Here is a 23,753-nt window from a genome sequence, read left to right on the forward strand (position 1 = left end):
CCCGACCTTTTATTATATACCTGCCTCAAGGCATTTTCAGAATCGCGAAGCGAACTTGACACTGCTCACAGCACGAAGTCTCGCCCTGCGGCAGAGGTTTATTTCTTCTTTTTCTTTGGTTTCTTATCCATTTTTTTCATCACCCCTTCTACAATCTTTTTCACTTTCGACTTTAAACCCTCGTCATTCTTTTTAACCTTTGGCTTTTTCTCTTTTTTGGCATCCACGGTCTTTGCTTTCGATTTTACCTTTTTGGTCTCATTTTTCGCTTTTGCCTTTTTCGTCACCTCCTTCTTCTTCGCCTTTTTCCCGGCAACCGCAGTCCCCTCTTTTACCTTTTCCTTAAAGTCTTCTTTGTAAGCTGCCTCCTTTTCCAGTTTTTTTGTTTCCTTCGTTGATACAGGAGCTTCCTTACTTCCTAGCGAAGCGCTGTAAGTTTTCTTAGCGGTGGAAGCAGCCTTCGGCGTTTCTTTTTGTGCTGCTGCAATATTCTTTGGCGACTCCGTTTTGTCGCTTTTCGCAGCTGATTTAGCTGGAGCGGCTTGCTTTTTACTAGCCGCGGATGCAGCTTTCGGTGCGCTTGTCGATTTCGCAGCCGATGACGGCGTACTTGAAGTTGCTGCTTCCTTCTGAACGGGGTTGCCATTTTTTACTGTTGACGACGTGGTCGTAGCTGTTGTACTGTTTTTTTTGGCAGCAGCCGTTTTAGAAGTATTGGTTGAATTTGCCTTGCTTGCCGTAGTAGCCTTCGCAGGACGTTTACTGGCCGCAGAAGACGTACCGGTCGGCGCAGCCTTTGTCGCTGTCTCTTTAGCTGCTGAATCGGCACCGTCTGCAGGGCTAGGTTTAGCCGCTGCGCGCCTTGCCGGCGTCTTGGCAGGGGTACTAGCGGCTACTGGCTTTGCCGAAGATGCTTTGGCAGCAGCGGGTTTGTCGGCAGCGGCTGCCCGTGCGGATGATAATTTCGCCGCGGGCTTTACTGCTGTTTTTTTAGCGGCGGTCGTACTGGAAGAAGCCGCTTTCGATGATGTAGTGGCTTTCTTAGGTTCTGTCTTTTCGAGCGATGGCGAGGTCGACGTTACTTGTTTTCCTTCCGAGGTTTGCACATTGTCCTCTTTTTTTAAGGGTGTGGTTTCCGTGTTAGCGTTATTTTCTGTAGCCATATCCGTGGTATGTTTAATGAGTAACAGTAAATCAATGAGGTTTGTTTGCGTTAAACTTACCTAAAATCTGCAACAGAAGCAACACCGTCCGCTTTCTACGACCGGCAGGCCATGGTGTTTAAACCCAGTGGTTTCAAATAACACCGCGCCTGCTTCGTGCTGCTCCGCGGCAGCGTGCTCGCTATTATGTTAATACCTTCTTAATATTATTATTATATTTAGGACATATTGCGCACCTATATTTAAAGCTTCAACGAACGTGGTAAAGAAGAAAATGACAAAAAAATTTAATCCTCGAGATATCAGCTGGTTAAGCTTTAATGGGCGCGTATTGCAAGAAGCCGCCGATGAAGATGTTCCACTCTCCGAACGCATTAAGTTTCTCGGCATTTTTTCCAATAATTTAGACGAATTTTTTCGGGTACGCGTTGCTGGGCTTAAAAGGGCGCTGGCATTCAATGAAAAAGAAGCCAAAGAGATCTTTTTTGAGCATCCGCAGACCATTTTAGAAGAACTGCACGATCTGGTCATTAAACAGCAACAAAAATTTGATCACACATGGCGAAAGATCCAAGTGGAGATGGCCAAACAAAAGGTTTTTATTAAAACGGATTTGGAACTGAACGAAGCACAGCAAGCGTTTGTCAGGAATTACTATGAAGAAGAGGTCGAATCGAATGTGATCCCGCTGCTGCTAGACGATGCAAGGTCGATGCCCTACCTTCGCGACAAGAGCCTATACCTCGGTATCGCCATGCGCAAGACAGACTGGGAGTATGAAACGCGCTTTGCAATCATTGAAAATCCGACGCGTACAAATGGCCGTTTTCTTTTACTCCCTTCGCCAAAGGGCGAAAAACATGTGATGCTGCTCGAAGATGTGATCAAATTCAACTTGCCCTATATCTTTTCTTATTTCGGCTTCAACAGCTTCAGTGCCAATGCCTTTAAAATAACGAAAGATGCAGAGTTTGATATCGATAATGACATCAATACCACCTTGGTAGAAAAAATAGAGAAGGGTATAAAAAACAGGCGTAAAGGGAAACCGACACGTTTTGTTTTCGACAAGGACATGGATCCGGCTTTAGTCGAGTTCTTGATAAAAAAATTAAATCTCTCCAAAAAGGACAGCATCATTCCCGGACAAAAGATCCACAACTTCAAGCATTTTATGGGCTTTCCGAAAATCTTCAAATCGGAAAATCACCCCAAAGAACGCACCTCATTTGAGCATCCCGATTTAACAGGACGCCAGCGCGTCAGCGATGTGTTGGCAAAAAAAGATGTGCTTCTCTCCTTTCCTTACCACACCTTTATGCCGGTGATAGATCTCTTGCGGGAATCGGCTATGGATCCTGATGTAGGTTCTATACAGATCACGATCTACCGCATGGCGGAGAACTCGAAAATCGCCAACGCATTGGTTAATGCTGCGCGAAATGGCAAAGAAGTTACTGTTATGTTGGAACTGCGTGCGCGTTTCGATGAAGAGCACAACCTCGAGTGGAAAGAGCGCTTTGAAATGGAAGGCATTAAAGTGCTACTGGGCATCCCCGACAAGAAGGTGCATGCCAAGCTGTGCATCATTAAAAAACGTGTGCACAACAAAACGATCCAATATGGCTTTGTCAGCACCGGTAATATCAACGAAAAAACCGCTAAAATTTATGGAGACTATTGCTTGATGACGAGCAACAGGGCTGTCATGGCAGATATCAACAAGATTTTCGCCGCCCTCAAGAAACCTAAAGTCGATATTTATCAAAGCTTAAAGCCTTGCAAAACACTGTTGGTGTGCCCCACAGATATGCGCAATGCTTTTATCGAGCATCTGGATAAAGAAATCGTGGAGGCCCGTAGCGGTCGAAAAGCCCATGTCATCATCAAGGTAAATTCGCTAAGCGACAAAATACTGATAAAAAAACTATACGATGCTGCGGATGCGGGTGTCAAGATTGAGATGATCGTAAGAGGAATATACTGTGCGATAAACCAGAAAAAATTTAAAGAGCCACTACACGCGATCAGCATTATTGATGAATACCTGGAACATGCGCGCGTGATGTATTTCCATGCCGCCGGCAAAGAGGTTGTCTACATCTCCTCCGCCGACTGGATGACACGAAATCTTGACCACAGAATCGAGGCGGCCATACGGATCAATAACAAAAAAATAAAGAATGAGCTGATCGATATGCTAGCCATTCAATTGAAAGACAACGTCAAAGCCCGCATATTAAATAATGCACTCGACAATAGTTACGTCAGCAATAACAAAGCACCGCACCGCTCACAGGTGGAGCTGCATCGCTATCTCAGTAAAAAAATGAAGCAAGATTAATGCGTTGTTTACGTAGAAACAAGGCTAGATCCTTACCTTTATGCGATGGAAATTACCAAGCGCTTTCACCGTATTATAGCTATATATTTTCAATTGCAAGCCCGGTCTGTTCTTAAAGCGCAAGACTTGGCTGACCGATTTGATGTAAGCCTGCGCACCATCTATCGCGATATGCGTTCGTTGGAACAAGCGGGGATACCTATTTATGGCGAAGCCGGCACGGGCTATTCACTTAGTGAAGGGTATCGCCTACCGCCTACAAGCTTTACGCAGGAAGAGATTATCAGCTTGGTTGCATCCGAAAAACTGATGAAAAAGTTTGTCGACCCACATATGTTTAGACATTTCAGCACGGCGATCGGGAAAATTCGTTCTTACCTGCGCTACAGTGACAAATTAAACATGATGCTGCTGGAGGAAAACACATGGATGTCTTCGCCCGGTCTTACCTTTAACGAGCGCGTTCCAGATGCATTATCTGTTCTGTTCGAATCCATATCTATGCGCAAAACGATCGTTATGGAATACCGCGCCATTTACCGCGATCAAGCTAACACCCGGAAAGTTGAGCCCGTCGGCATCTATCATGAGGGTAATTTTTGGTATTTTGTGGCCTATTGCCAGCTTCGCAAAGCATACCGTCAATTTCGGATTGATCGCATACATAAAGTCAGCAGAACGGACGAGACATTCACACGTGAACATAAGCCGCTAAGCTACTACCTCGACAAAAAAGAAAGCCAGCCCGTATGGAGCATACGCCTACGCGTAGAGCTGGAGTATGCCAAATATTTGCAATGGGATCGATCCTATTATGGTTTCGAAAGCGAGCAAATTGAAAACGAAAGTGTAATCATGACCTTTCAGAGCAGTAACCACGAACAAGAGTTTGCGCGCTGGTATTTACGTTTTGCAGACCATGCCGAAATTCTAGCGCCGGAATCGCTAAAGACCTGCGTTCGTGGCATCGTAAAAAACATCAAGATCTAAAGATCTCTGCCACATTTTTGAAACATCTTTCGTTTGCTAAAAGGATTTTTCTATATTTATCACAGCCTAACGAAAAGAGCATGATCAAAAAAACAATAACCCTAAGCTTGATGTCCCTGTTATTGGCATCCGCAAGTTTTGCACAGAAAAACCCGGTAATTCCTGGTTGGTATGCAGACCCTGAAGGAATAGTATACAACAACGAATACTGGATATTCCCCACTTACTCCGCACCCTACAAACAGCAAATATTCTTCGATGCATTTTCATCGAAGGACTTGGTCAATTGGAAAAAGCACCCGCGCATTATAGATAATAAGGAAGTAAAGTGGGCTCACCAAGCGATGTGGGCGCCCAGTGTGATAGAAAAAGATGGGAAGTACTATTTTTTCTTTGGTGCGAACGACGTGCACGAGGGCGAAATTGGGGGGATTGGGGTAGCTGTGGCCGATCAACCACAAGGTCCGTACAAAGACTTATTGGGTAAACCGCTCATCAATAAGATCGTTAACGGAGCGCAGCCCATTGACCAGTTCGTGTTTAAAGATAAGGACGGCCAATACTATATGTTTTACGGTGGATGGAAGCATTGCAACGTCGTGAAATTGAGTGATGACTTCACAAAATTAGTACCGTTTGAAGATGGTAGCGTATATAAAGAAGTTACACCCGAGAACTACGTGGAGGGCCCATTTATGTTTATTCGCAATAACAAATATTACTTTATGTGGTCAGAAGGGGGTTGGACTGGCCCAGATTATAAGGTAGCATACGCCATCGCAGATAGTCCATTTGGTCCGTTTAAACGCGTGAATACGATATTGGAGCAGGATCCAAAAATTGCTACTGGCGCGGGACACCACTCTGTAATCAAAGTACCTCATGAAGACAAATACTACATCGTTTATCACCGTCGTCCGTTAGGCAAAACGAGTGCACACGAGCGCGAAACCTGTATAGAAGAAATGACTTTTGACGAAAATGGCTTCATCAATCCAGTTAAAATGACGTTTGAAGGCGTAAAGCATGTCTTAAAATAAGGAGAAATTGCAGCCTCCTACATTTGCCCATACAAACGTAGGAGACTGCTACTCATTTCCGAAATATTATCTTTCCATAGTCGTTCTCAGCGCGTTGAAACCTGTAAACACTTAAATTAAAGCGATCGCTACGAGTAAGACAGCCAGGATGAGCAATCGAGCAAGCTCGATCGGCATATGGCATTGATTTTTTATTTGATGCTTAGCGAACATGATCATGGTATAGCAGGTCCACTAACCTCTGTCCCAGAAGAAAGGCGGTTCAATACCCAGCGCTCGCAGATAGACAAAGCCTTGTGCCCGGTGATGTATTTCATTGTCTACGAAATACAATATATTGCTATAGATCGGGAATTTATATTCACCAAAAAGATTGTAATCTTTATGGAAGTCGTCTTCTGGAATCTGATTAAATAGATCAATAATTTTAGGCGTGTCTTCATCCCAGCGGGCTAACAATTCGGCTTTGTTATTTAGCGCGATATCATGATTGTAAGGTTCTTCCGTTTGCTGCACGATGCCACGAAGACCCGGCTCAGCGATCGAAAGCAATTCCTTTATGAGGTCGGCGAAGGTGCGCATCCCTCCTATGCTGAATGAAAAAAGTTCGTTGTCCGGAAATTTCTCGATGGTGCGACGCGTAAGTGAACGATGGCCTAACCAATGCTCCAAAAATTCTGCTTTTGTTAAAATGACTGTAGTGCTCATAAGAATTTGTATTAAGTTGTTAAAAAAGTACATTCTCCGCAGGGCTTCCTAACCCTGTTTCGTTATGATACTTCAAAATTACGAGCAAAAATGACAACAGCTTGTCAGCAGGGTTTTACTTTTTTTAAATAAACTTTTTCGTTACCAGGGCAGGTGCAAATTCGCTTTAAAAGTATGGCTGTTGCTATTGAAAAGAAGCGTTGGTCTATCGGCGTAGGAAGTAAACACCCGGCTTTTAAAATGGTCTATAAGCGGCATCCGTTCCTGCGATGTAATATGAGGATTAACATGGTTGATCACCTCGAGTTGCAATGCCGTAGCAAACGTCCTTACCTTAATCTTTAAGGGAAATTTCTCCATGGAGTTATAGCCCTCTTTCAGTGCATGTAGTACCAAGGGAAAAAGAAAAAATACAGGTATCTCTTTGTCCGCCTCCATTTTTACATCAAACTTGAGAAAGAGTTTATCCCCTAGAATGCGTTTATAAAATGTACTGTATTCTTGCAGTAACGCTATTTCTTGAGATGCCGACCAATATTGATCTTCCTCGACAAGCGACACTCGCGCTAGATACTGTGCGAAATCCTGTTTTAATTGGGCATCATCCTGTTGGAAAATAGCGGAAGCCAAATGGCTATCTAATCGAGATTCATGGAAACACAGCTTTGCTTCCAGATCTATCCGAACCAAATCGACCTCAATCTTGCTGCCGAAAATCTTATCTAAAAAGTTTCCCATAGCACTATTCTATGCCGCTGACCCCGCCGGAGACCACAAGTTTCATCGCATCGGTAGCCGTCATATTCAGCTTTTGAACCTGCGTAGATTTAACCACGACAACCTGCCCGGCTACAGAATATGAATAAGGGAAGTACACAATAACTTCGTCCGGCAAACCTATTTTACCCAAATCACGCTGCGTTAGGAAGCCAATTTTTTTTAATCCGGTTTCGTTAACCAACACGAGGACCGGCTCGTTGAATTTTTTTGCATCGCCTACAAACGCCTCTGTAAAATCTTTGATGGAGGAATAAAGCGTGTTGAACAATGGAATTTTGTTGATCGATCGTTTTAGCCAAGCACGAATAGGTTCGGTGACCAAGTTGGTGAAGATTAGCCCAACCAAAATAAGCATGCATAATACCGTCAGAATACCGATGCCCGGTATGTATAGCGGATGACCTTCTTCATCTTGCAAAAAATGAGAGGTCAAATTCAACGCGTTATCCACGGCAGCAACGGCCCATATAATCAGAAAGACGGCGCCGGCCACAGGCACAACAACCAACGCGCCCTTTATCAAATAATACAATAGTTTCTGAGAAACTTTCTTTATCATAGCTAATCCTTTAATTATCCGTAAAAATACACTCTTTTTACTCGTGATGAAATATTTACCAGCAACTCATACGGAATGGTGTCAATAGCCGATGCCGCTTTCATCACATCCGGAAACACAACAACTTCATCGCCTTCGTTAGCGATGACATCTGTGACATCGAGCATACACATATCCATACAGATAGAACCCACGGTGTGGACGAGCTGCCCGTTGATGGACATCGTACCGACCCCCTGGCCAAACCTTCTGTTATATCCATCCGCGTAGCCAATCTTTACGGTGGCTATCCGGCTGTCTCGATGCAGCACACCTTTGCGGTCGTAGCCTACCGTTTCTCCCGCGGGTAGACGCTTCACCTGCGTGATCGTCGTCTTCAAAACACTCACCATTTCCAGATCCAGTGCATTGCTCATGTCTACACCATAGAGGCCAATCCCCAATCGAACCATGTCCATATAGGCTTCTGGCCAGCGTACAATCCCGGATGTATTGGCAATGTGCCGTAGCGGTTTAACGCCTAGCCGCTGCTCAAGGGTATCGGCACACTGATCAAAGACTGCAATCTGTTGTTGGGTAAAGGCATCATGCTGGCTATTGCCAGATGCCACCAAATGCGATAAAACACTGACCGGAACGATCTCTACCGAGTCGCGCAATATGCTGATAAGTTCCTCGATTTCTGAAGGCATAAAACCCAAGCGGTGCATGCCCGTGTCTATTTTTATGTGAACTGGATAGTTAGCCACCTTCCGCCGCTTCAGGAAATGTATAAAGGCTTGCAACACGCGAAAACTATAAAGCTCGGGCTCTAAACGATGCGCCAATAACGACTCAAAGATCTGCTCATCCGGACTTAATACCATGATAGGAAGCTCAATGCCGTGCTGACGTAGCTCAACCCCCTCGTCCGCAAAAGCGACCGTGAGGTAATCCACCTTATTATATTGTAATAGATTGGCGACTTCATAACTGCCGCTACCATAGGAAAACGCTTTGACCATCACCATTAACTTTACCTCTTGCGGCAGTTTTGCGCGATAAATCTGTAGGTTATGTTCGAGTGCATTGAGGTTGATTTCTAGAACAGTCTCGTGCGACTTCGCTACCAAATGCTTACTGACGTCTTCCAGGTGAAACACACGTCCTCCTTTTATTAGGATAGATTCGTCCTGAAAACGCATACTTTGCAGGGCCAGCAGCAAGGCTTCTGTAGAAGCAAAGAGCTCTACAGCACCCGACAACTGATCCAGTAGGAAGGATAAACCTGCGCCCACCAAAATAACTCGGTCGAGTTGCTGCTTTTGTAAGAGCTGTACGAGCTTCTGCCGAAGCTTATCGTCCAAGCCTTCCATATCGGAAAGGATCAAGGTTTTTCTCCGATGTTGCTGCTGTTGGAAAAGAAAGTCTAAAGCGATCTGCAGAGATGCCAGATCGTTGGAATAGGTGTCATCGATGATAGAACATCCGTTTTTACCCGTCTTCAATTGAAGGCGCATGTCCAATGGGCGCAGTTGGGCCAATTTGTGAGCGATAGCATCTAACGAATAGCCGAAAAAAAGCAACGCCGATAGGCAAATCAAAATGTTTTCAATAGATGCTTTGTCGCGAAACGGGATCGTAAATGTCGCAATTTCGTTTCGGTAAGCAATCTGCATCCTAGTATCCAACCGGCCATGGTCTTCCAGGCGAAGAATCCTCACTTCATCGTGATCTTCCGAGCCAAAACTAAAATGTGCAACCATCTTCGGCAAAAATGCACCAATGTTATATCGGGAAGGAAAGATCACCTGCTTGGATCTCTTAAACAATAGCAACTTCTCCTCGAGCTTCTGTTGTTTTGAGGAAAAACCACTTGCATGGGCTGCGCCAATGTTCGTAAATATGCCTACATCCGGAATAATCATATTTTCCAGCAAAGACATTTCGCCAGGCAGGCTTATGCCTGCCTCAATTAATGCGATATCGTAATCGTTAGATAAGTTCCAAAGCGCTAAAGCCACGCCGAGTTGCGAATTATAGCTTTTCGGGCTTTGATACACACGCTTATCCTTTTGCAACAACTGTGTCAACCATTCTTTAACCACCGTTTTTCCATTGCTACCCGTTATGCCTATAACAGGTTTGCGAAATTGCAAACGATGGAAACGAGCTAACTCTTGCATGGCGTGCAGCACATCGTGCACCCAAATAAAATTTGCCTCTGGAAAACTACTTGTGTCGATCTGCTGCTGCGATACCACAAACGCACGGACTCCTTTCTGATAAGCATCCTGAAGAAACAGATGCCCATCCCGAACGTTTTTCAACGCAAAGAAAAGGCTATGTCCACCGTTGCGTATTTTACGCGTGTCATACGCCAGGTCGACAATTTCGAGTTGTGGATCTGCGATTTGTATGCGTTCGTGTCGAACAGCCGAATAGATTGTCGCTATTGTGTACATAAATAAATGATGCAAACAAATTTCATCAATATTTTCAAGAAGTGCACCATTTTTTCAAGATTTGCAAGATGGACGAATGGAACAAGGAAAAGAAGAAGTTTACACCACAGCAAGCGAGGCAAAAGGCCGAGGGCTACTGCGCCTACCAAGAACGTGCACAGCAGGAGGTTCGCGATAAATTGTATGAGTGGGGACTACACCAAACCGATGTCGAACACATCATTTCCACATTAATAGAAGAAAACTTTCTGAACGAAGAACGATTTGCAAAGGCGTATGCGTTGGGAAAATTTAGAATGAAGGGTTGGGGAAAAATCAAAATTAAGCAGCATCTGAAAGGAAAACGCGTATCAGATCCGCTTATTCGCATCGCTTTACGAGAAATTGGGCCCGACGAATATGAGGAAAAGATCAAGGAAGCAATAGCGAAGCGAATAAAAACAGATATATCGAAGCTATCCTTCGCTGAAACTGTGAAATTAAAGACTTTTTTGCTATCAAAAGGGTTTGAAATCGATGTAATAAATAAAATAATATCAACTTATGAATAGATAAATTACAAAAAGGACATAAAAAAGTATATTTTTTTGAATTTTTTCAAATAAAAACTTGTTTTTATAAAAAATAGACCTATTTTAGCATCAATTAATCAAATGTCTATCTAACAACAAACGTTTTTATGAAAAAAAACAACTTTTTAAAAACAATTTTAAGCATCACAGCACTTTCTGCCTGTGTATTTACCACAAACGCGCAAGATAACAGTGCAACGTTCTCCCTAAGCCTAACTTCCGACCAATTTTTCGGCGTAGCGCCGAGTGCCGGCGTAGAATACAAGCTTTCTGATAAGATTGGACTATCTGCTTACGGAATTTTTTGGGGTGCTGGTACCGCAGCAGCTTGGGGTAACTGGACAGAATTCGGTGGTGGGGTAAATCTTTACTTAGCGGACGGGATCACGTTGAACCCTAACATCGGCTTCACTTTTGGCGATTTGCTATCCAAAGGTGCTACTTCAGGACAGCTCGGCGGAATCGCGGGTGATGGTATTGTTCCGAATTTATTTTTCAACGTAGACAAACCTAAATTCGAGAGTGAAATCTATGCCGGATATTACGCGCCGCTGCGTGATGAGGCTCCGGAAGGTGCTTCGACATTAGCTTACCTCCACTATTGGGCAAATGCCGGCTACAAAGTAAGCCCTAATTTCTCCGTAGGTGGACACTTTGAACATTTAAGACGTACCAAAGATGATGTAAACGGCGTAGCAGACTATTATCAATGGTTAGGTCCATACATCCAGCTGAATGTGCCTCGTGTGGCAAGCTTTATCAGATTTTCTGCCGGACCAGAATTGAAAAATGATCTGCAGGCTAAAGATTCCTTCTATAAATTATCCACTGGCTTTTCGTTTTAGCCATCATACTCTTTGTTTTACAAAACAGGAAAGCGGATTCATTCCGCTTTCCTGCTATAACGACACTCCATATGATAAGGGATATGCCGGGCAAATCCCGCCACCCGGAAACGTAAGGCTTGACAACCGCCGGGTGGCATTTTTTATATATCAAAAGAGCTGCGTATAGTCCGATATATATACGGAGTGAAGAGCCATGAATGGCTATAACAAAGCGCATGATTTTTTTTAAATATATTTTGCTGCACTCCATAATTCTTCTATATTTGCACCACGTTAAGCGAAAGTAGCTCAGTTGGTAGAGCACAACCTTGCCAAGGTTGGGGTCGCGAGTTCGAATCTCGTCTTTCGCTCAGTTGCCTAGGTGGTGGAACTGGTAGACACGCAGGACTTAAAATCCTGTTCCCGTTAAGGGAGTGCGGGTTCGATTCCCGCCCTAGGTACTTCAAAAATCTTGACAGAAGAAGCTTATCGTTTCTTGCTTCAATAGTCTGAGCGAGAAACACATGTATTCTCTTTGACAAGTATCATTTTTATCTATTTACCAACCGGTTTTCGGGATGTAGCGTAGCCCGGTATCGCGCCAGCATGGGGTGCTGGAGGTCGTCGGTTCAAATCCGGCCATCCCGACATAAAAATACCATTTATTTAAAAGCCTCTTTGATCTATTGAGGGCATTGAAAAAGTCCCTTTAGAAAAAGGCTAAAAAAAAGGAGTAGAGAATATCAGTTTTCTGCTCCTTTTTTCGTATCTTAAAGTAGCCTTTAACGGACATCAGGATGCTCTCTACCCAACAGAAATTACAGTTCAGTTCCTATTCAGGATTGTACGATATCATTGTTCCAAAAGACAATCTACTTCGAAAAATCAACGATCTTATCGATTTCAGTTTTATCCATGAGGAGCTTTTGGAGAAGTATTGCCTGATCAATGGGCGTACAGCGGAGAGCCCTATTAAGATGTTCAAGTACCTTTTGTTAAAGACGATCTACACCGTTTCGGATGTTGATGTCGTTGAGCGTTCCAGATACGATATGTCTAAATACTTTCTGGAAATGGCCCCTGAGGAGGATGTGATCAATCCAAGTTCGCTTACCAAATTCCGTAAACTACGATTAAAGGATATGGATCTATTGAAGCTGTTGATCAACAAGACCGTAACGATCGCTCTTGAAAAGGGTATTATCAAATCGAAATCCATCATCGTAGACGCGACCCATACCCATTCCAGATCGAACCCATATACAGCATTGGAAGTACTCAGGGAGCGCTCCAAGTTATTAAGAAAAGCGATATATCAGATTGATGAGGATTACAAGGAGAATCTGCCAGAGAAGAACGAATCGAGCGACTTGGAGCAAGAGCTTGCCTATTGCAGGGAATTACAGAGGGTGCTGGATCAGGATCAATCTATGAGTGAAATACCGGCTGTAAAGGAAAAGTTGAACCTGTTGAAGGAAACTATTGATGACACAAAAGAATACTATCTGCTCTCTAAAGATGATCAGGCTAGGCTTGGACACAAATCAGTGGACAGTAGTTTCTTTGGTTATAAAACGCATCTGGCGATGACAGAGGAACGCATCATCACAGCAGCGGTGGTTACCACGGGCGAGAAAGGTGATGGACCGGAACTACCCCGGTTACTGGAGATCAGCCAGCAAAATGGAATGCAAGTGGACACGATAATAGGTGATGCCGCATATTCTGGAAAAGACAACCTTCGGCTGGTAAAAGAGCAGGACATTGATATCATAGCTAAATTAAATCCGGCAGTCAGCAAGGGATTCAGGAAAGAAGGCGATCACTTTCACTACAATAAAGATGCAGGAATGTTTGTCTGTCCAGCAGGCCACCTGGCAATCAGGAAGGCCCGTCAGGGCAAAAAGAACATTGGTAAAAATCAAGCAGACACGTATTACTTTGATGTGGAGAAATGTAAAGTTTGCCCTTTCAGAGAGGGATGTTACAGGGAAGGCTCAAAAACAAAGACCTATTCAATAACCATTAAATCCGAACTCCATAAAGAACAGATGGCTTTCCAGCAAACCGATCATTACCGGAGCAAGTCTAAGGAAAGGTATAAAATTGAAGCCAAGAACAGTGAGCTCAAGAATGTCCATGGTTATGGCAGAGCTGATTCCTATGGCATCCAAAACATGGAAATGCAGGGTGCAATGGCCATCTTCACTGTAAACTTGAAAAGAATCCTGAAATTGATCTAAAAAGGAGGAATATTACCTCAAAAAGAGCCTAGATGGGATGCTAAAAACTCAAATAGCAAGTCCTATCCGACTAAATCTTCAGCAAGGCAATTAAAAAACAAACTTCCAGAAATCCTTTAAACAAAAATGACCGAGTAAGGTAAACCCTGTACTCAGTCATTTCTTTAGGACTCATTAAAAACTTGAGACTTTTTCAGTGCCCTCGATCTATTCAAGAGGCTTTTGTAATTAAGCGAATCTTTTTTGGGAAGTTCGAAAGGTAAATCCTAACGATTTATTTGATTCGTGATCTTTTCAAATAATTTAATATCAATTTTTTAATTTTCAACAGTGGAGATATTCGTTTTAAAATGATATCTTTATGAAAACCTCAAGAATGAAATTAGCCGCTGATAGCCTTGAATACTTACATGGTCAAATCGACTCCTTAAATAAGGTTGCCGAAAATCATAAAGTCACATTAAAGTTGAATGAGGTATCCGTTCAAACTGCCTTGATCGCAGCTACTACAGCTCTCACCACTTTATTTTTGGGCTTTTTGATTAAAGACTATCTAATCCCTTTGATAGTAGAAAACCGTGTAAAAAGAAAAAAAGGGCAAGAACTATTTATAAAATCCAAACGAAATCTTTTTTCTTCAGCAAACTCTTTCAATCACAGGCTAAAGGAGATTTTCCAAACAAGATCTCATTATTTATGGCAGCAAACGCCACTGATAGGATTTTATGATTATAAGTACCGTAGTACAGTGTTCAGGCTTTGCACACTATTGGGGTGGATTCGTATTTACCGCATCCAAGAGCCGAATATTGTTATCAAAAAAAAAGCCAAAACAAGCCATCAAATTATCGAACGGATACGGGCAATTGAGTCCAGCCTTGCTGATGGACAGCGTGTCGAAATGTATGTTGTTAAAGCTATATTTCAGCATGTGAGCAAAGACACCAATGCAGTCCCACAAGTAGATTTGGAAAATTTCGCCGTAGAAATTGACCACCTTGTTCATGCAACATGTAGCATGAAAAATATTCTCCGGCTTAACCAAGGCGACAATGCTACGAAAGACAACTTTATTGAAGACCTTTCCAAATTAGCACAACCTGTCAATATTGCTTTGACTGAACTTCAAACTGTCAAGGATAAAATTGTTGATGAGGTATCTGTAAAATTGGGACTTATTTACCGTGACTGGCAAGATGCTATTGGCGATCTAATGCTGTTGAAAAATGGGGAAGAATATCAAACGATTAGTTATAAAACATTCGAAACCTATTGGGATCAGGCTAATACGACCCTCGAAAAGAAATGGCTGAAACGAGCTGAAGTAATGTTTGACAATCTTAATCTTACTGCAAATACCAAAAGCGATTCCCGAATTGAACAGATACCGTTAATCTATTCGTCGATATATGAACTCCAAAAAACTCTTTACGATATTAAAATAGGCTCTGACCCAATTAGTAAAGCGAATTTTGAAAAGATAAGCGCTACAATAAAGTAAGATGGAAGAAATGCCAGAACTTAACAAAGAGGCTATAGAAAATGCTATCCGGGCTATTGAACAAGCTGATTTAGGCACAATAACCATAAATGAGCTTTCTAAAATACTTGAGCCTTTATTTATAGGTTATCAGACTACCGTACCGATATTTCATCCACCGATTCACATCTTTCGGGGCAGAGCTTGTGGTAAACCAACTAATCTGAAAGATTTAGTTTACCCACCATTAGACGTTATTACAACGATGGGAAGAGCAAATGATATTGGCGAACAAGTATTTTATGGCAGTGTTGGTCGTGGTGTGCCAATAGCGGAACTGAACTTAAAAGTTGGAGACACTTTCATGTTATCGTTCTGGCGAACAACAGATCAAATTTTATTAAACCACATCGGCTTTACAATGCAGGCATTTGCTGAACTGGATAGCTCGAGGAGCATAGATGATCTTCATCAAGTTTACACCTTCGTCGAACAAACCGGCTCTGCTAATGAGTTAAACCAAGTAGTTTATAATTATTTGGCCTCAGTTTTCACCAAAAGTGTTGAAAAATTAGGTTTAAACTATTATAAACTAAGTATCGCTATCGCTAAACATTTGATGGACGCTGAGATTTTTGACGGGATTATGTTTCCGACTGTAGCAAGATCTGCTAAAGCCGAAAACGTAGTACTCAAACGTACGACGACGGACAATAAACTCAAGCTTGTTTATGTTCAATTCTGTGAAATGACAAGCATTTCACAAAATGGAGATTACAATTTTGATCTTTTGGATACTGCAACGGAATATGATAGAGAGGGGAGCCTTCTTTGGACAGGAAGATCATTGTCATTTTCTTCATCAGGTAACGCCTCATTTAAATACGATAATGATGATTGGTTTGCGACAGACTCACAAGGCAATCCACTTTACCCTACCGCTGACGGAGAGCTGCTTGTTCCCTTGTCTCCTTTTGAACGTCTGCACAGTGGTCATATGTCAAAGTGGATTGCCTTAAGTATTAATCATAAATATAGTAGTCAAACTGAAGTTAATATTCCCGTACGAATAATTATCGGATTTGATTTGGAAGCGGGTGAAAGGTATTTTTCCTGTTATGTAAGTGAAAATCAAAACCCAATGGGGCTAGTTCATTGTATCATCCAAAATCATGAAAAATATACCACGCTCAATCCTGAGAATGCAGAACTTTTTTTGAACGATAATCCCAAAGGAACAAATCAGTTACCCTTTAAAAACAAGTTTATAATTTTTTCCTGCTCGAATTTTGATGCAGACGAATTACGCAATAATTTCCCTAATGATTATCAAATCGATGTATACTTTGATAACAGCCAGGTTTAGAAAAAAATCATCAAGAAAGCAGACTAATAAAGCTTTCTAGCGTAAACATATTCGATCAGAAACTTCGTAGCCTTCGCCTCTTGCGCGTTGCAAAAAGAATTTAGCAAACAGATGCTTTGAAACTGATCCGTTTTAATTCAATCAATTCTTCTTCGGGCAGATCAACGGAAAACAACTTTAGAAGTTCCACTTGTAGATTGCTCAATGGCGGATTTAACTCTTTGCGCCGTCAAAGAAATAAACGATCAACATCAATGCGGGTACTTTTCCTGTGTTTCGCGGTGTGTGCGACACTCGCCCATCAAAGAAAATGGAATCTCCGGCAGCGAGCGAGACTACCCGATCCGGGAAAACATACTCCACCTCACCCTGAATAATATATTTGTACTCAAAAGCCTCCGTTTCTACCATTGGTCGAGACGCATTTGGGGCAAGCTCTAACAACACAATGTCTAGTGTAGATTTTTCAATCGAGGAGGCGAAAATGCGGCTGTAATGAAAACCCTCCGCCTGCTCCTTTTCAAATGCCTCGTAGTTTTCTTTCTTACGGACGATGATCGGACCTTCGTTTGCAGTAGATTTAAAATCCTTAAAAAATTCATTCAGATCGACTTCTAACGAATTTACGATGTTAATAAGTACGAAAAGCGATGGCGCTGTACGATTATTTTCGATCTGGGAAATTAAACCTTTACTCACTCCTGCTCTATCCGCAAGGTCTTGAATGGTGATTCCCTTTTCTTTCCGAATCTCTTTAATTTTAGAACTGATTTTAAATATGGTATTGTCTTCCATGTGTAAACGGCGGTCAGGTTTTACTGTTGATAAACTTACCAAATATAACATTTTTGGCAAGAAATCGCTATACGCCAGATCGACACCTCACTTCCAAACCGCTTATAGAGCTATCCGCATTTTCAACTCTCCTGATTAATACGGCGATAGATCAAACTAGCCCGTCTGATCTATCGGATGTGACGTGAAAATTTACGGTAACTTTATAATGCGGATATCATCGTGAAGCGCTGTTCGGCGCAGGATATTATCTGTCGTGATAACATGACCAGCACTATCCTTTCCTGCCTCGCGATACACGCCCCATTTGATATATCCTTTCTGACCTTTATCGAGCTGTACCCCTGTGAACGTCGTCGCATTTAAATTTTCGAATTGCAAGGTGTAGGTGCTTTGTCCAGGTAGCCGGGTATATACCTTCATCCAGCCATCACCTTGATCGCCCCATAGCACGTCTATTCGAAAATCTATCCATTTGTTAATATGCTGCCGAAAATCTGGTACGATAGTCGCTTGTCCTTTCGCACCGTAGCGAGCCACAATAGCATGTCTTTTTGTAAGAAACCGAATAGGAACGGGATCTCCACCAGAAACTTTAAGCTGAAAGATGTTGTCACCATAGGGCGTATTTGCCGGATTCCACAATTCCCACTCTACCAAATTCACGCTAAATTCATAACGTCTTTTGTCTCCCGGAAAAAATAGTGCCGCTGGCATATTTATCGCATCCGACTCGCTCCGATAGGCTTCGTTGGAAAAATATCCAGGATCGCCTAAAACCACCTTGTGTGCAATGGCGTAATTGCCGCTACGACCTGGCGATGCAATAGATGCAGCATCTGTTGCGGGCGCGTTGGTCGGATTTATCCACGCAAAGCCACCATTTTCCTCCTGCGTTTCGTAGTCAATTTGTAAAATCGTGTCTGATACTGAACCTGCTATCAAACCAGCCGTTACACCCTTAAGCGTCGACGGCTCCGTTTGGTTTGGAAAATTAAATGTGGAGGTTTGCTTGCAGGATAGCAACAAGACGGCAAGGAAGCAGGCTTCCAAGGCGAACATTAATGGTTGATTCTTTTTCATATTCGTTTTATTTGGTTGTGTGTGGGTAGACGCTGATTAAATCCGCATCAATAACCGGGGTTATTTCGATTTATATTTTTATTGACATCTGTTTCATTGGATGGAAAGGGCCACAACTCGTGCTTACCCGCCCTGAAATTTATACCAGCCTCGTAGGAATAGTTGGCACGGATCGCTCTCAAGGCAGCGGTTGTTTCTTGAATTTTAAATGCAAGAAGATTCCAACGAATTAGATCTGCACGGCGCATCCCTTCAAAACAAAGCTCCCAGCCCCGTTCGCTTACTACGGCCTGAAAAAATGCATCCTTGGAAAGTCCTGCCTGCAGCTCTACACTAGATGCCGTTGGTTTGGGAACCAATCTTGCTACAGCAGTTGCGCCTCTACCGCTCCCATTTACACTCCTCACGGTAACGGTCGGTGCTGCTGTGTAGCCTTTGCCGGCATTCAGCACCACCACGTTGCCGATGGCTCCTGTGCCCGCGACAAGGGTTGTTGCGGCAATGGAAGCATCGCTTCCCCCACCGCCTTCCACACTAAACAGCACATTTATTGGCGATCCATACCCCGTGCCCGCATTGGTCATCGCTACGGAAATTTGTGATCCGGCATTATCAATACCAAAGGCCCGCCTCCGAACTTGGTTGATAGCCTCATAAGCTACCGCATTCGGCCCGTCATTCAATTCGTTTTCGACCTCTGCACGCAGAAGAAGTAAATCTGCGTAGCGCATAACCACCCAGTTGATGTGCGTATAGGCTCTTTCTAGCGGGCTATTGGTTTGGTACTCCCGACTCCATTTTCCGGGAGCCCAAGTTTCATCTTGCCTTGCAGTAAACAAAGGAACACGATTACCTAAGGCGTTGATGGAGTAGCTGGCGATAGAAAAGTCTCTGCGCAGATCGCCTGCGTGGAAACTGGCATAAAAAGGTTTCATGGCACGCCATCGCGGGTTTGTGCTGCCGTAGACACCGTTTGCGGTGATAGGCGCATTGTAATGGCCCACCCAAGAAGCGTTGCCACGCTGTCCGGCAGGATTGTAAAAAGCGATTTCGAATATATTTTCCGTGGGATCAAAAACGTGCTGGCTTTGGTTTTTGAATATTTGCGAATACACCGGGTTCAGCTTGTAAACTTGGGCGGCTATAACCTCGTCGATCAGCCCCTTCGCCAGCTCGTAGTATCTTCTGTAATCTGCGGGGCGTTCCATTTGCCCATTAGCTCGTAGCGAATACCCGCCCGCAAGAAGGGCTACTTTTGCCAACATCGCTTTAGCTGCCCATCTATTCACGCGCTCATCCTTTGGCAGTTCGGCGGGCAGCAGCTCCGCCGCCTCCTGCATGTCTTTAATAATTTGAGCATATATTTCATAGCGATCCACTAAAGCTCCCCGTAACTCATCACCCGCTTGCGAACGCTGCGTTTTAAAGGGCACGTCGCCCCAAAGACGGACCAACTCAGCAGCGTAAAACCCGCGCAAAAACTTGGCCTCGCCCAGCATACGATTGAGGTTGTTCTTCGCTGCTGCTGAGCCCGAATTAAACTGCTCCATCTGCGGTATTTTTTCGATAACCACGTTCGCCCGGTCTATTCCGTTATAGAGTTTGGACCATACGGTGTAAAACGTAGGATTTTGGCTTATCCCTAAATAATGACCAATATTTCGATAGTCGTCCGCGCCAGGGGCCATTTGGCCGACATCGGTCGCTGCATCAAAAACCAGGGGAATGAACCAACCGTAGGTGTCTAAACTTGACATAATTTCATACACGCCCAATGTGGCCATATAGGCCTCGTCTTCGTTTGCAAAAAAAGTGCTGCTGGTAAAATAAGAGTAAGGATCTACCTCCAATGTTTTTGTGCAGGCCGTAATAGAAGCCGCGGCAGAAAGCAGTAGGCTCCAAATGTAAATATTCAATCGATTGGAAAAGCGTTTCATAGTTGGTTTTGTTTGAATTATAGAGAAAGATTTAAGCCGGCAACGAACGACATAGCGCGCGGATAAGCGCTAAAATCTACGCCCGGCGTTAACGCCGTCCGAATCACACTTACCTCAGGATCGTAACCTGAATATTTGGTGAAGACGTGCAGATTGTAAGCCGTACAATAAAGCCGAGCGTTAGACAATTTCACTTTACTGACCCAAGATTTTGGAAACGTATACCCTAAGCTGACGTTGTTGATACGCAGAAAGGAGCCGTCTTCGATAATATCATCGTACAACCGTCCCGTATTATTCCCATTCCATGCCGGATTAGTTTTGCCTTGGTTCACCGTAGCCAATTGAACGGGATCTGTAATACGATTACCATTTCTATCAATGGTCGTCCATCGATCTGCAAAACGTGCAAACCGGTTGGCATACTCGGTTTGCAGATTGGCATTGTTCAATACATTCGCATTGTAGATGTCATGCCCAACGGTAAAGTTGATGAAAATGCTCAGATCAAACCCCTTATAGCTAAATGTATTGTTTAGTCCGCCGCTGTATGCAGGGTTTGCATTGCCAATAACCGTTCGGTCAAGCTCATTAATTAGCCCATCAGGTTGCCCATTAGGTCCGCTGATATCTTTAAATTTTATGAAACCGGGCTGCACGGCTATATTATCGCTCACCACGCCATCTCTTAGCGTGTAGGTGCCGGCAGTAGGGTCAAAATTGAAATCTTCAACCTGGTAAAGGCCGTCTCGCTGGTAGCCATACATTAATCCCACAGGACGACCCACCTCGAGGATATAATCCGATATTGTCGTGTAGCTATTCGTTAATAAAGAGGTTTCCCCATCACTTAGGCTGAGCACTTTGGTGCGGTTAAATGCGATGTTGAAGCTTGAATTCCATTTAAAATTACCGCGATCAATATTGGTGGTATTCAGGGTCAATTCCAAACCTCTGCTGGATGTTGTCCCGATATTTTGAAACTGCGTCACAAACCCCGAGCTTGACGGTATACGGGTGTTATAAAGCAAATCTCTCGAACGGTTATCGTACAACTCAGCTGTCAACGTGAAGCGCTGTTTAAGAAATCCGATGTCTAAGCCTAGGTTTTTGGATTCAACGGCTTCCCATTTCAGACCGGGGTTTGGCAAATTGCTCTGAAAGGCTGCTGCCACGACTTCATTGCCCAAGGGATAGAAGCCTGAGGTAAAGATGCCTAGCGCAGCGTAGTTTGCAATACGGTTATTCCCTGCCATACCGTAGCTTAGCCGTAACTTAAGATCCGAAATCGCTGTTAGGTTTGTCATAAACGCTTCGTTGATAATGCGCCACGAAAACGCCGCTGAAGGAAAAACACCCCATTTATTGGCGGTGCCGAACTTAGACGATCCGTCGGCCCGTAGACTCCCTGTGAATAAATATTTATCGCGTAGCGTGTAATTAGCCCGGCCAAAGAAGGATAGCATCTTATCATCCTCAGCGAAGGTTTGCGGAAAGCCGGCAACGGTGCCTAGGCCTAGATTATCCCAACCTAAGTTTACGCTTGGAAACACCGAAGCACTAGCTAGCAGCCCTTCGCTGTAATTGTAGATATATTCTTGCCCTACCGTAACGTCCAACCGATGGATATCAGCGAACGTATCTTTGTAATTTAAGGTGTTATTGTAGTTAAACCGTCGATAAAGATTATGCGATACACTGCCAAAAGGCCCGCCGCTACGCAGAGCAGCGATTCCTCTGGCATCGTTAAATTGCTTACTCTTTACCCCCCGGTCTGTATAGCCAACTAAGCCTTTGTAATTAAGCTTGTTATTAAAATTATATTGGAGTGTGAAATTGGCATTCAACGCCTTACTTATTGATTCCCGCAACTGTGATTCAACTGTGATTAAGGGGCTTTGAAAAGCTGGAGATTCTGGATTATCCAACGGATCCGTCTCGAAATCCAGTAAGCTTTCATCATTTCCAAATCGCCCGATAACGGGCCTGTATTGTAGCAAGGTCTGTAACATACTCAATCGTGCGTTGCCTCCCTCCTGCGTTCCCATTCCGGTGATTTTCTGATCGGAATAATTAATAATTCCATTCACCAAGATCTTGTTGTTTGCATTATGACTTAAGGTCAGCTTGGCGATATTTTTTGTGGAGCCGCTGTTACGCAAGAGTCCCTCATCATCATTCAACGCATAAAATATATTGAACTTGGTTTCTTGGCTTCCGCCACTGACGCTTACTTTATGGTATTGATTCACGACGGCCTGCCCAAAAAGTTCGCGTTGCCAATTTATTCCAGCACGGTTTCCATACAACAGCTCCAACGAATCGAAGCTACCATAGTTTGTGGTGAACCGTTCCAGTAGTAACGGATCACGGAGTGCATTTTCATACAACAAGGTGGTATAATCGTAGGGATTCATAACGGCAATTTCCTTGCTTATCTTTTTAGCACCGATGTAATTGTCGTAATTGATTTGTAACCGCCCGCTTTTCGCCTTTTTTGTTGTCACCAGAACAACTCCATTTGCGCCTTGCGCTCCGTAAATTGCTGTTGCGGACGCGTCTTTCAATACATCAACAGATTCAACATCCATCGGATCAAGAAAAGCGAGTCCTTCGGTTTGGGGAATCCCGTCTACCACGTAAAGTGGCTCGTTGCTTTGTGTAATAGATGTCCCACCCCTGATTTTTATCGATGGTTCCGCACCGGGTGTTCCGTCAGACATAGCCACCTGGACGCCGGCCAGACGTCCCTGCATCGCTTGCGCAACACTCTGGACCGGAATCTTTGCAATTTCCTCACCTTTTACTGAGGATACAGCGCCCGTCAGATCTTTCCGTTGTACTTGTCCATAACCAATGACAACGACCTCGTCCATCGTATTTTCAGTCTCCTGTAGCGCTACATCTATAATCCGCTTACCATTTACAGATTCCTCTGCTTTGTTATAGCCTACAAAAGAGAACAGCAACGTAGCTGTGGATGAAACTTCGATCGCATATGTCCCGTCTTTATTCGTAACCGTCGACGCAGCTTTTCCATTTTCCTGCACTGTTGCTCCTGCAATGGGCAGGCCATCACTCCCTGTTACTTTTCCACGAATGTTAACCAACTGCTGCGCATGCACGCTAACATGGAGACAAATGATCACGAGTAACCAAACGTATCGTTTAACCATAATAGTAGATTTTTTTAAGAATTGGCATTTTAGCTTATCCCACAAAGATATAGCCCCGCGTAAAAAAGCACCTTCAATAATGAGTGAGAAACTTTCAATATTGTGTTAATTTAAAAGCTGCGATCCAGCGAAACATAGATACATAGCCGCTTTTGAACCATCATCAAATGGCTGAGCAGCACATTCTTCCTAGCAAACCGATCAATACAAAACTGAAATAGATTTCAACAAAATTGAAACTAAACA

General features: G+C 43.5%; 17 protein-coding genes and 3 tRNA genes. 11 read left to right on the forward strand and 9 right to left on the reverse strand.

Annotation, left to right across the window (positions count from 1 at the left end; all coding sequences use genetic code 11):
• Window positions 1–98: 98 nt before the first annotated feature.
• Window positions 99–1,163, reverse strand: coding sequence for a hypothetical protein (locus tag B0I21_RS14800; RefSeq protein ID WP_133641260.1), 1,065 nt, complete (start codon window positions 1,161–1,163; stop codon window positions 99–101).
• A gap of 274 nt (window positions 1,164–1,437) precedes the next feature.
• On the opposite strand from B0I21_RS14800, the gene ppk1 reads away from it, so the two are divergent.
• The 3 genes from ppk1 to B0I21_RS14815 all read left to right on the forward strand — a co-directional run bounded on the left by ppk1 (window position 1,438) and on the right by B0I21_RS14815 (window position 5,537).
• On the forward strand, window positions 1,438–3,507 hold the full coding sequence (gene ppk1, locus B0I21_RS14805; protein WP_133641261.1) for a polyphosphate kinase 1: 2,070 nt from the start codon (window positions 1,438–1,440) through the stop codon (window positions 3,505–3,507).
• A 45-nt stretch (window positions 3,508–3,552) separates the two neighbouring features.
• A complete protein-coding gene (locus B0I21_RS14810) occupies window positions 3,553–4,497 on the forward strand; it encodes a helix-turn-helix transcriptional regulator (protein WP_133641262.1) in 945 nt (314 codons plus the stop codon).
• Window positions 4,498–4,577: 80 nt separating this feature from the next.
• Window positions 4,578–5,537: a glycoside hydrolase family 43 protein gene (locus B0I21_RS14815; RefSeq protein ID WP_133641263.1), complete on the forward strand. Its 960-nt coding sequence runs from the start codon at window positions 4,578–4,580 to the stop codon at window positions 5,535–5,537.
• A 234-nt stretch (window positions 5,538–5,771) separates the two neighbouring features.
• Here the strand turns inward: B0I21_RS14815 and B0I21_RS14820 are convergent, their stop codons facing one another.
• From B0I21_RS14820 to B0I21_RS14835, 4 genes are all read right to left on the reverse strand, one after another.
• A complete protein-coding gene (locus B0I21_RS14820) occupies window positions 5,772–6,245 on the reverse strand; it encodes a DinB family protein (protein ID WP_133641264.1) in 474 nt (157 codons plus the stop codon).
• A 141-nt stretch (window positions 6,246–6,386) separates the two neighbouring features.
• Complete coding sequence (locus tag B0I21_RS14825; protein WP_133641265.1) at window positions 6,387–6,983, reverse strand: hypothetical protein; 597 nt, start codon at window positions 6,981–6,983, stop codon at window positions 6,387–6,389.
• 4 nt (window positions 6,984–6,987) lie between these two features.
• Complete coding sequence (locus tag B0I21_RS14830; protein WP_133641266.1) at window positions 6,988–7,584, reverse strand: DUF502 domain-containing protein; 597 nt, start codon at window positions 7,582–7,584, stop codon at window positions 6,988–6,990.
• 14 nt (window positions 7,585–7,598) lie between these two features.
• Window positions 7,599–10,028 (reverse strand): bifunctional UDP-N-acetylmuramoyl-tripeptide:D-alanyl-D-alanine ligase/alanine racemase, encoded by a 2,430-nt coding sequence (locus B0I21_RS14835; protein ID WP_133641267.1) that lies wholly within the window; start codon window positions 10,026–10,028, stop codon window positions 7,599–7,601.
• Window positions 10,029–10,096: 68 nt separating this feature from the next.
• Here B0I21_RS14835 and B0I21_RS14840 point away from each other — a divergent pair, with 68 nt between their 5' ends.
• The 8 genes from B0I21_RS14840 (at window position 10,097) to B0I21_RS14875 (ending at window position 16,516) form a co-directional block, all read left to right on the forward strand.
• A complete protein-coding gene (locus B0I21_RS14840) occupies window positions 10,097–10,579 on the forward strand; it encodes a regulatory protein RecX (RefSeq protein WP_133641268.1) in 483 nt (160 codons plus the stop codon).
• Window positions 10,580–10,707: 128 nt separating this feature from the next.
• Window positions 10,708–11,445, forward strand: coding sequence for a DUF6733 family protein (locus B0I21_RS14845; protein ID WP_133641269.1), 738 nt, complete (start codon window positions 10,708–10,710; stop codon window positions 11,443–11,445).
• A 280-nt stretch (window positions 11,446–11,725) separates the two neighbouring features.
• Window positions 11,726–11,798, forward strand: a tRNA-Gly gene (locus B0I21_RS14850).
• Between the two features lie 5 nt (window positions 11,799–11,803).
• Window positions 11,804–11,888: transfer RNA gene (locus B0I21_RS14855), tRNA-Leu, on the forward strand.
• A 113-nt stretch (window positions 11,889–12,001) separates the two neighbouring features.
• A tRNA-Pro gene (locus B0I21_RS14860) sits at window positions 12,002–12,075 on the forward strand.
• 149 nt (window positions 12,076–12,224) lie between these two features.
• Complete coding sequence (locus B0I21_RS14865; protein WP_133641270.1) at window positions 12,225–13,670, forward strand: IS1182 family transposase; 1,446 nt, start codon at window positions 12,225–12,227, stop codon at window positions 13,668–13,670.
• Between the two features lie 361 nt (window positions 13,671–14,031).
• Window positions 14,032–15,171 (forward strand): hypothetical protein, encoded by a 1,140-nt coding sequence (locus B0I21_RS14870; RefSeq protein WP_133641271.1) that lies wholly within the window; start codon window positions 14,032–14,034, stop codon window positions 15,169–15,171.
• A 1-nt stretch (window position 15,172) separates the two neighbouring features.
• Window positions 15,173–16,516: a hypothetical protein gene (locus B0I21_RS14875; RefSeq protein WP_133641272.1), complete on the forward strand. Its 1,344-nt coding sequence runs from the start codon at window positions 15,173–15,175 to the stop codon at window positions 16,514–16,516.
• Between the two features lie 213 nt (window positions 16,517–16,729).
• Here the strand turns inward: B0I21_RS14875 and B0I21_RS14880 are convergent, their stop codons facing one another.
• From B0I21_RS14880 to B0I21_RS14895, 4 genes are all read right to left on the reverse strand, one after another.
• On the reverse strand, window positions 16,730–17,311 hold the full coding sequence (locus B0I21_RS14880; protein ID WP_133641273.1) for a helix-turn-helix domain-containing protein: 582 nt from the start codon (window positions 17,309–17,311) through the stop codon (window positions 16,730–16,732).
• A gap of 192 nt (window positions 17,312–17,503) precedes the next feature.
• On the reverse strand, window positions 17,504–18,394 hold the full coding sequence (locus tag B0I21_RS14885) for a heparin lyase I family protein (RefSeq protein WP_243836149.1): 891 nt from the start codon (window positions 18,392–18,394) through the stop codon (window positions 17,504–17,506).
• Window positions 18,395–18,441: 47 nt separating this feature from the next.
• Window positions 18,442–20,331, reverse strand: a complete 1,890-nt coding sequence (locus tag B0I21_RS14890) for a RagB/SusD family nutrient uptake outer membrane protein (protein ID WP_133641274.1) — start codon at window positions 20,329–20,331, stop codon at window positions 18,442–18,444.
• 17 nt (window positions 20,332–20,348) lie between these two features.
• Window positions 20,349–23,507 carry a SusC/RagA family TonB-linked outer membrane protein gene (locus B0I21_RS14895; protein WP_133641275.1) on the reverse strand — a complete coding sequence of 1,053 codons (3,159 nt, stop codon included), beginning with the start codon at window positions 23,505–23,507 and terminating at the stop codon, window positions 20,349–20,351.
• Between the last annotated feature and the right edge of the window lie 246 nt (window positions 23,508–23,753).

The organism is Sphingobacterium paludis (assembly GCF_004364125.1).
Lineage (GTDB): Bacteria > Bacteroidota > Bacteroidia > Sphingobacteriales > Sphingobacteriaceae > Sphingobacterium > Sphingobacterium paludis.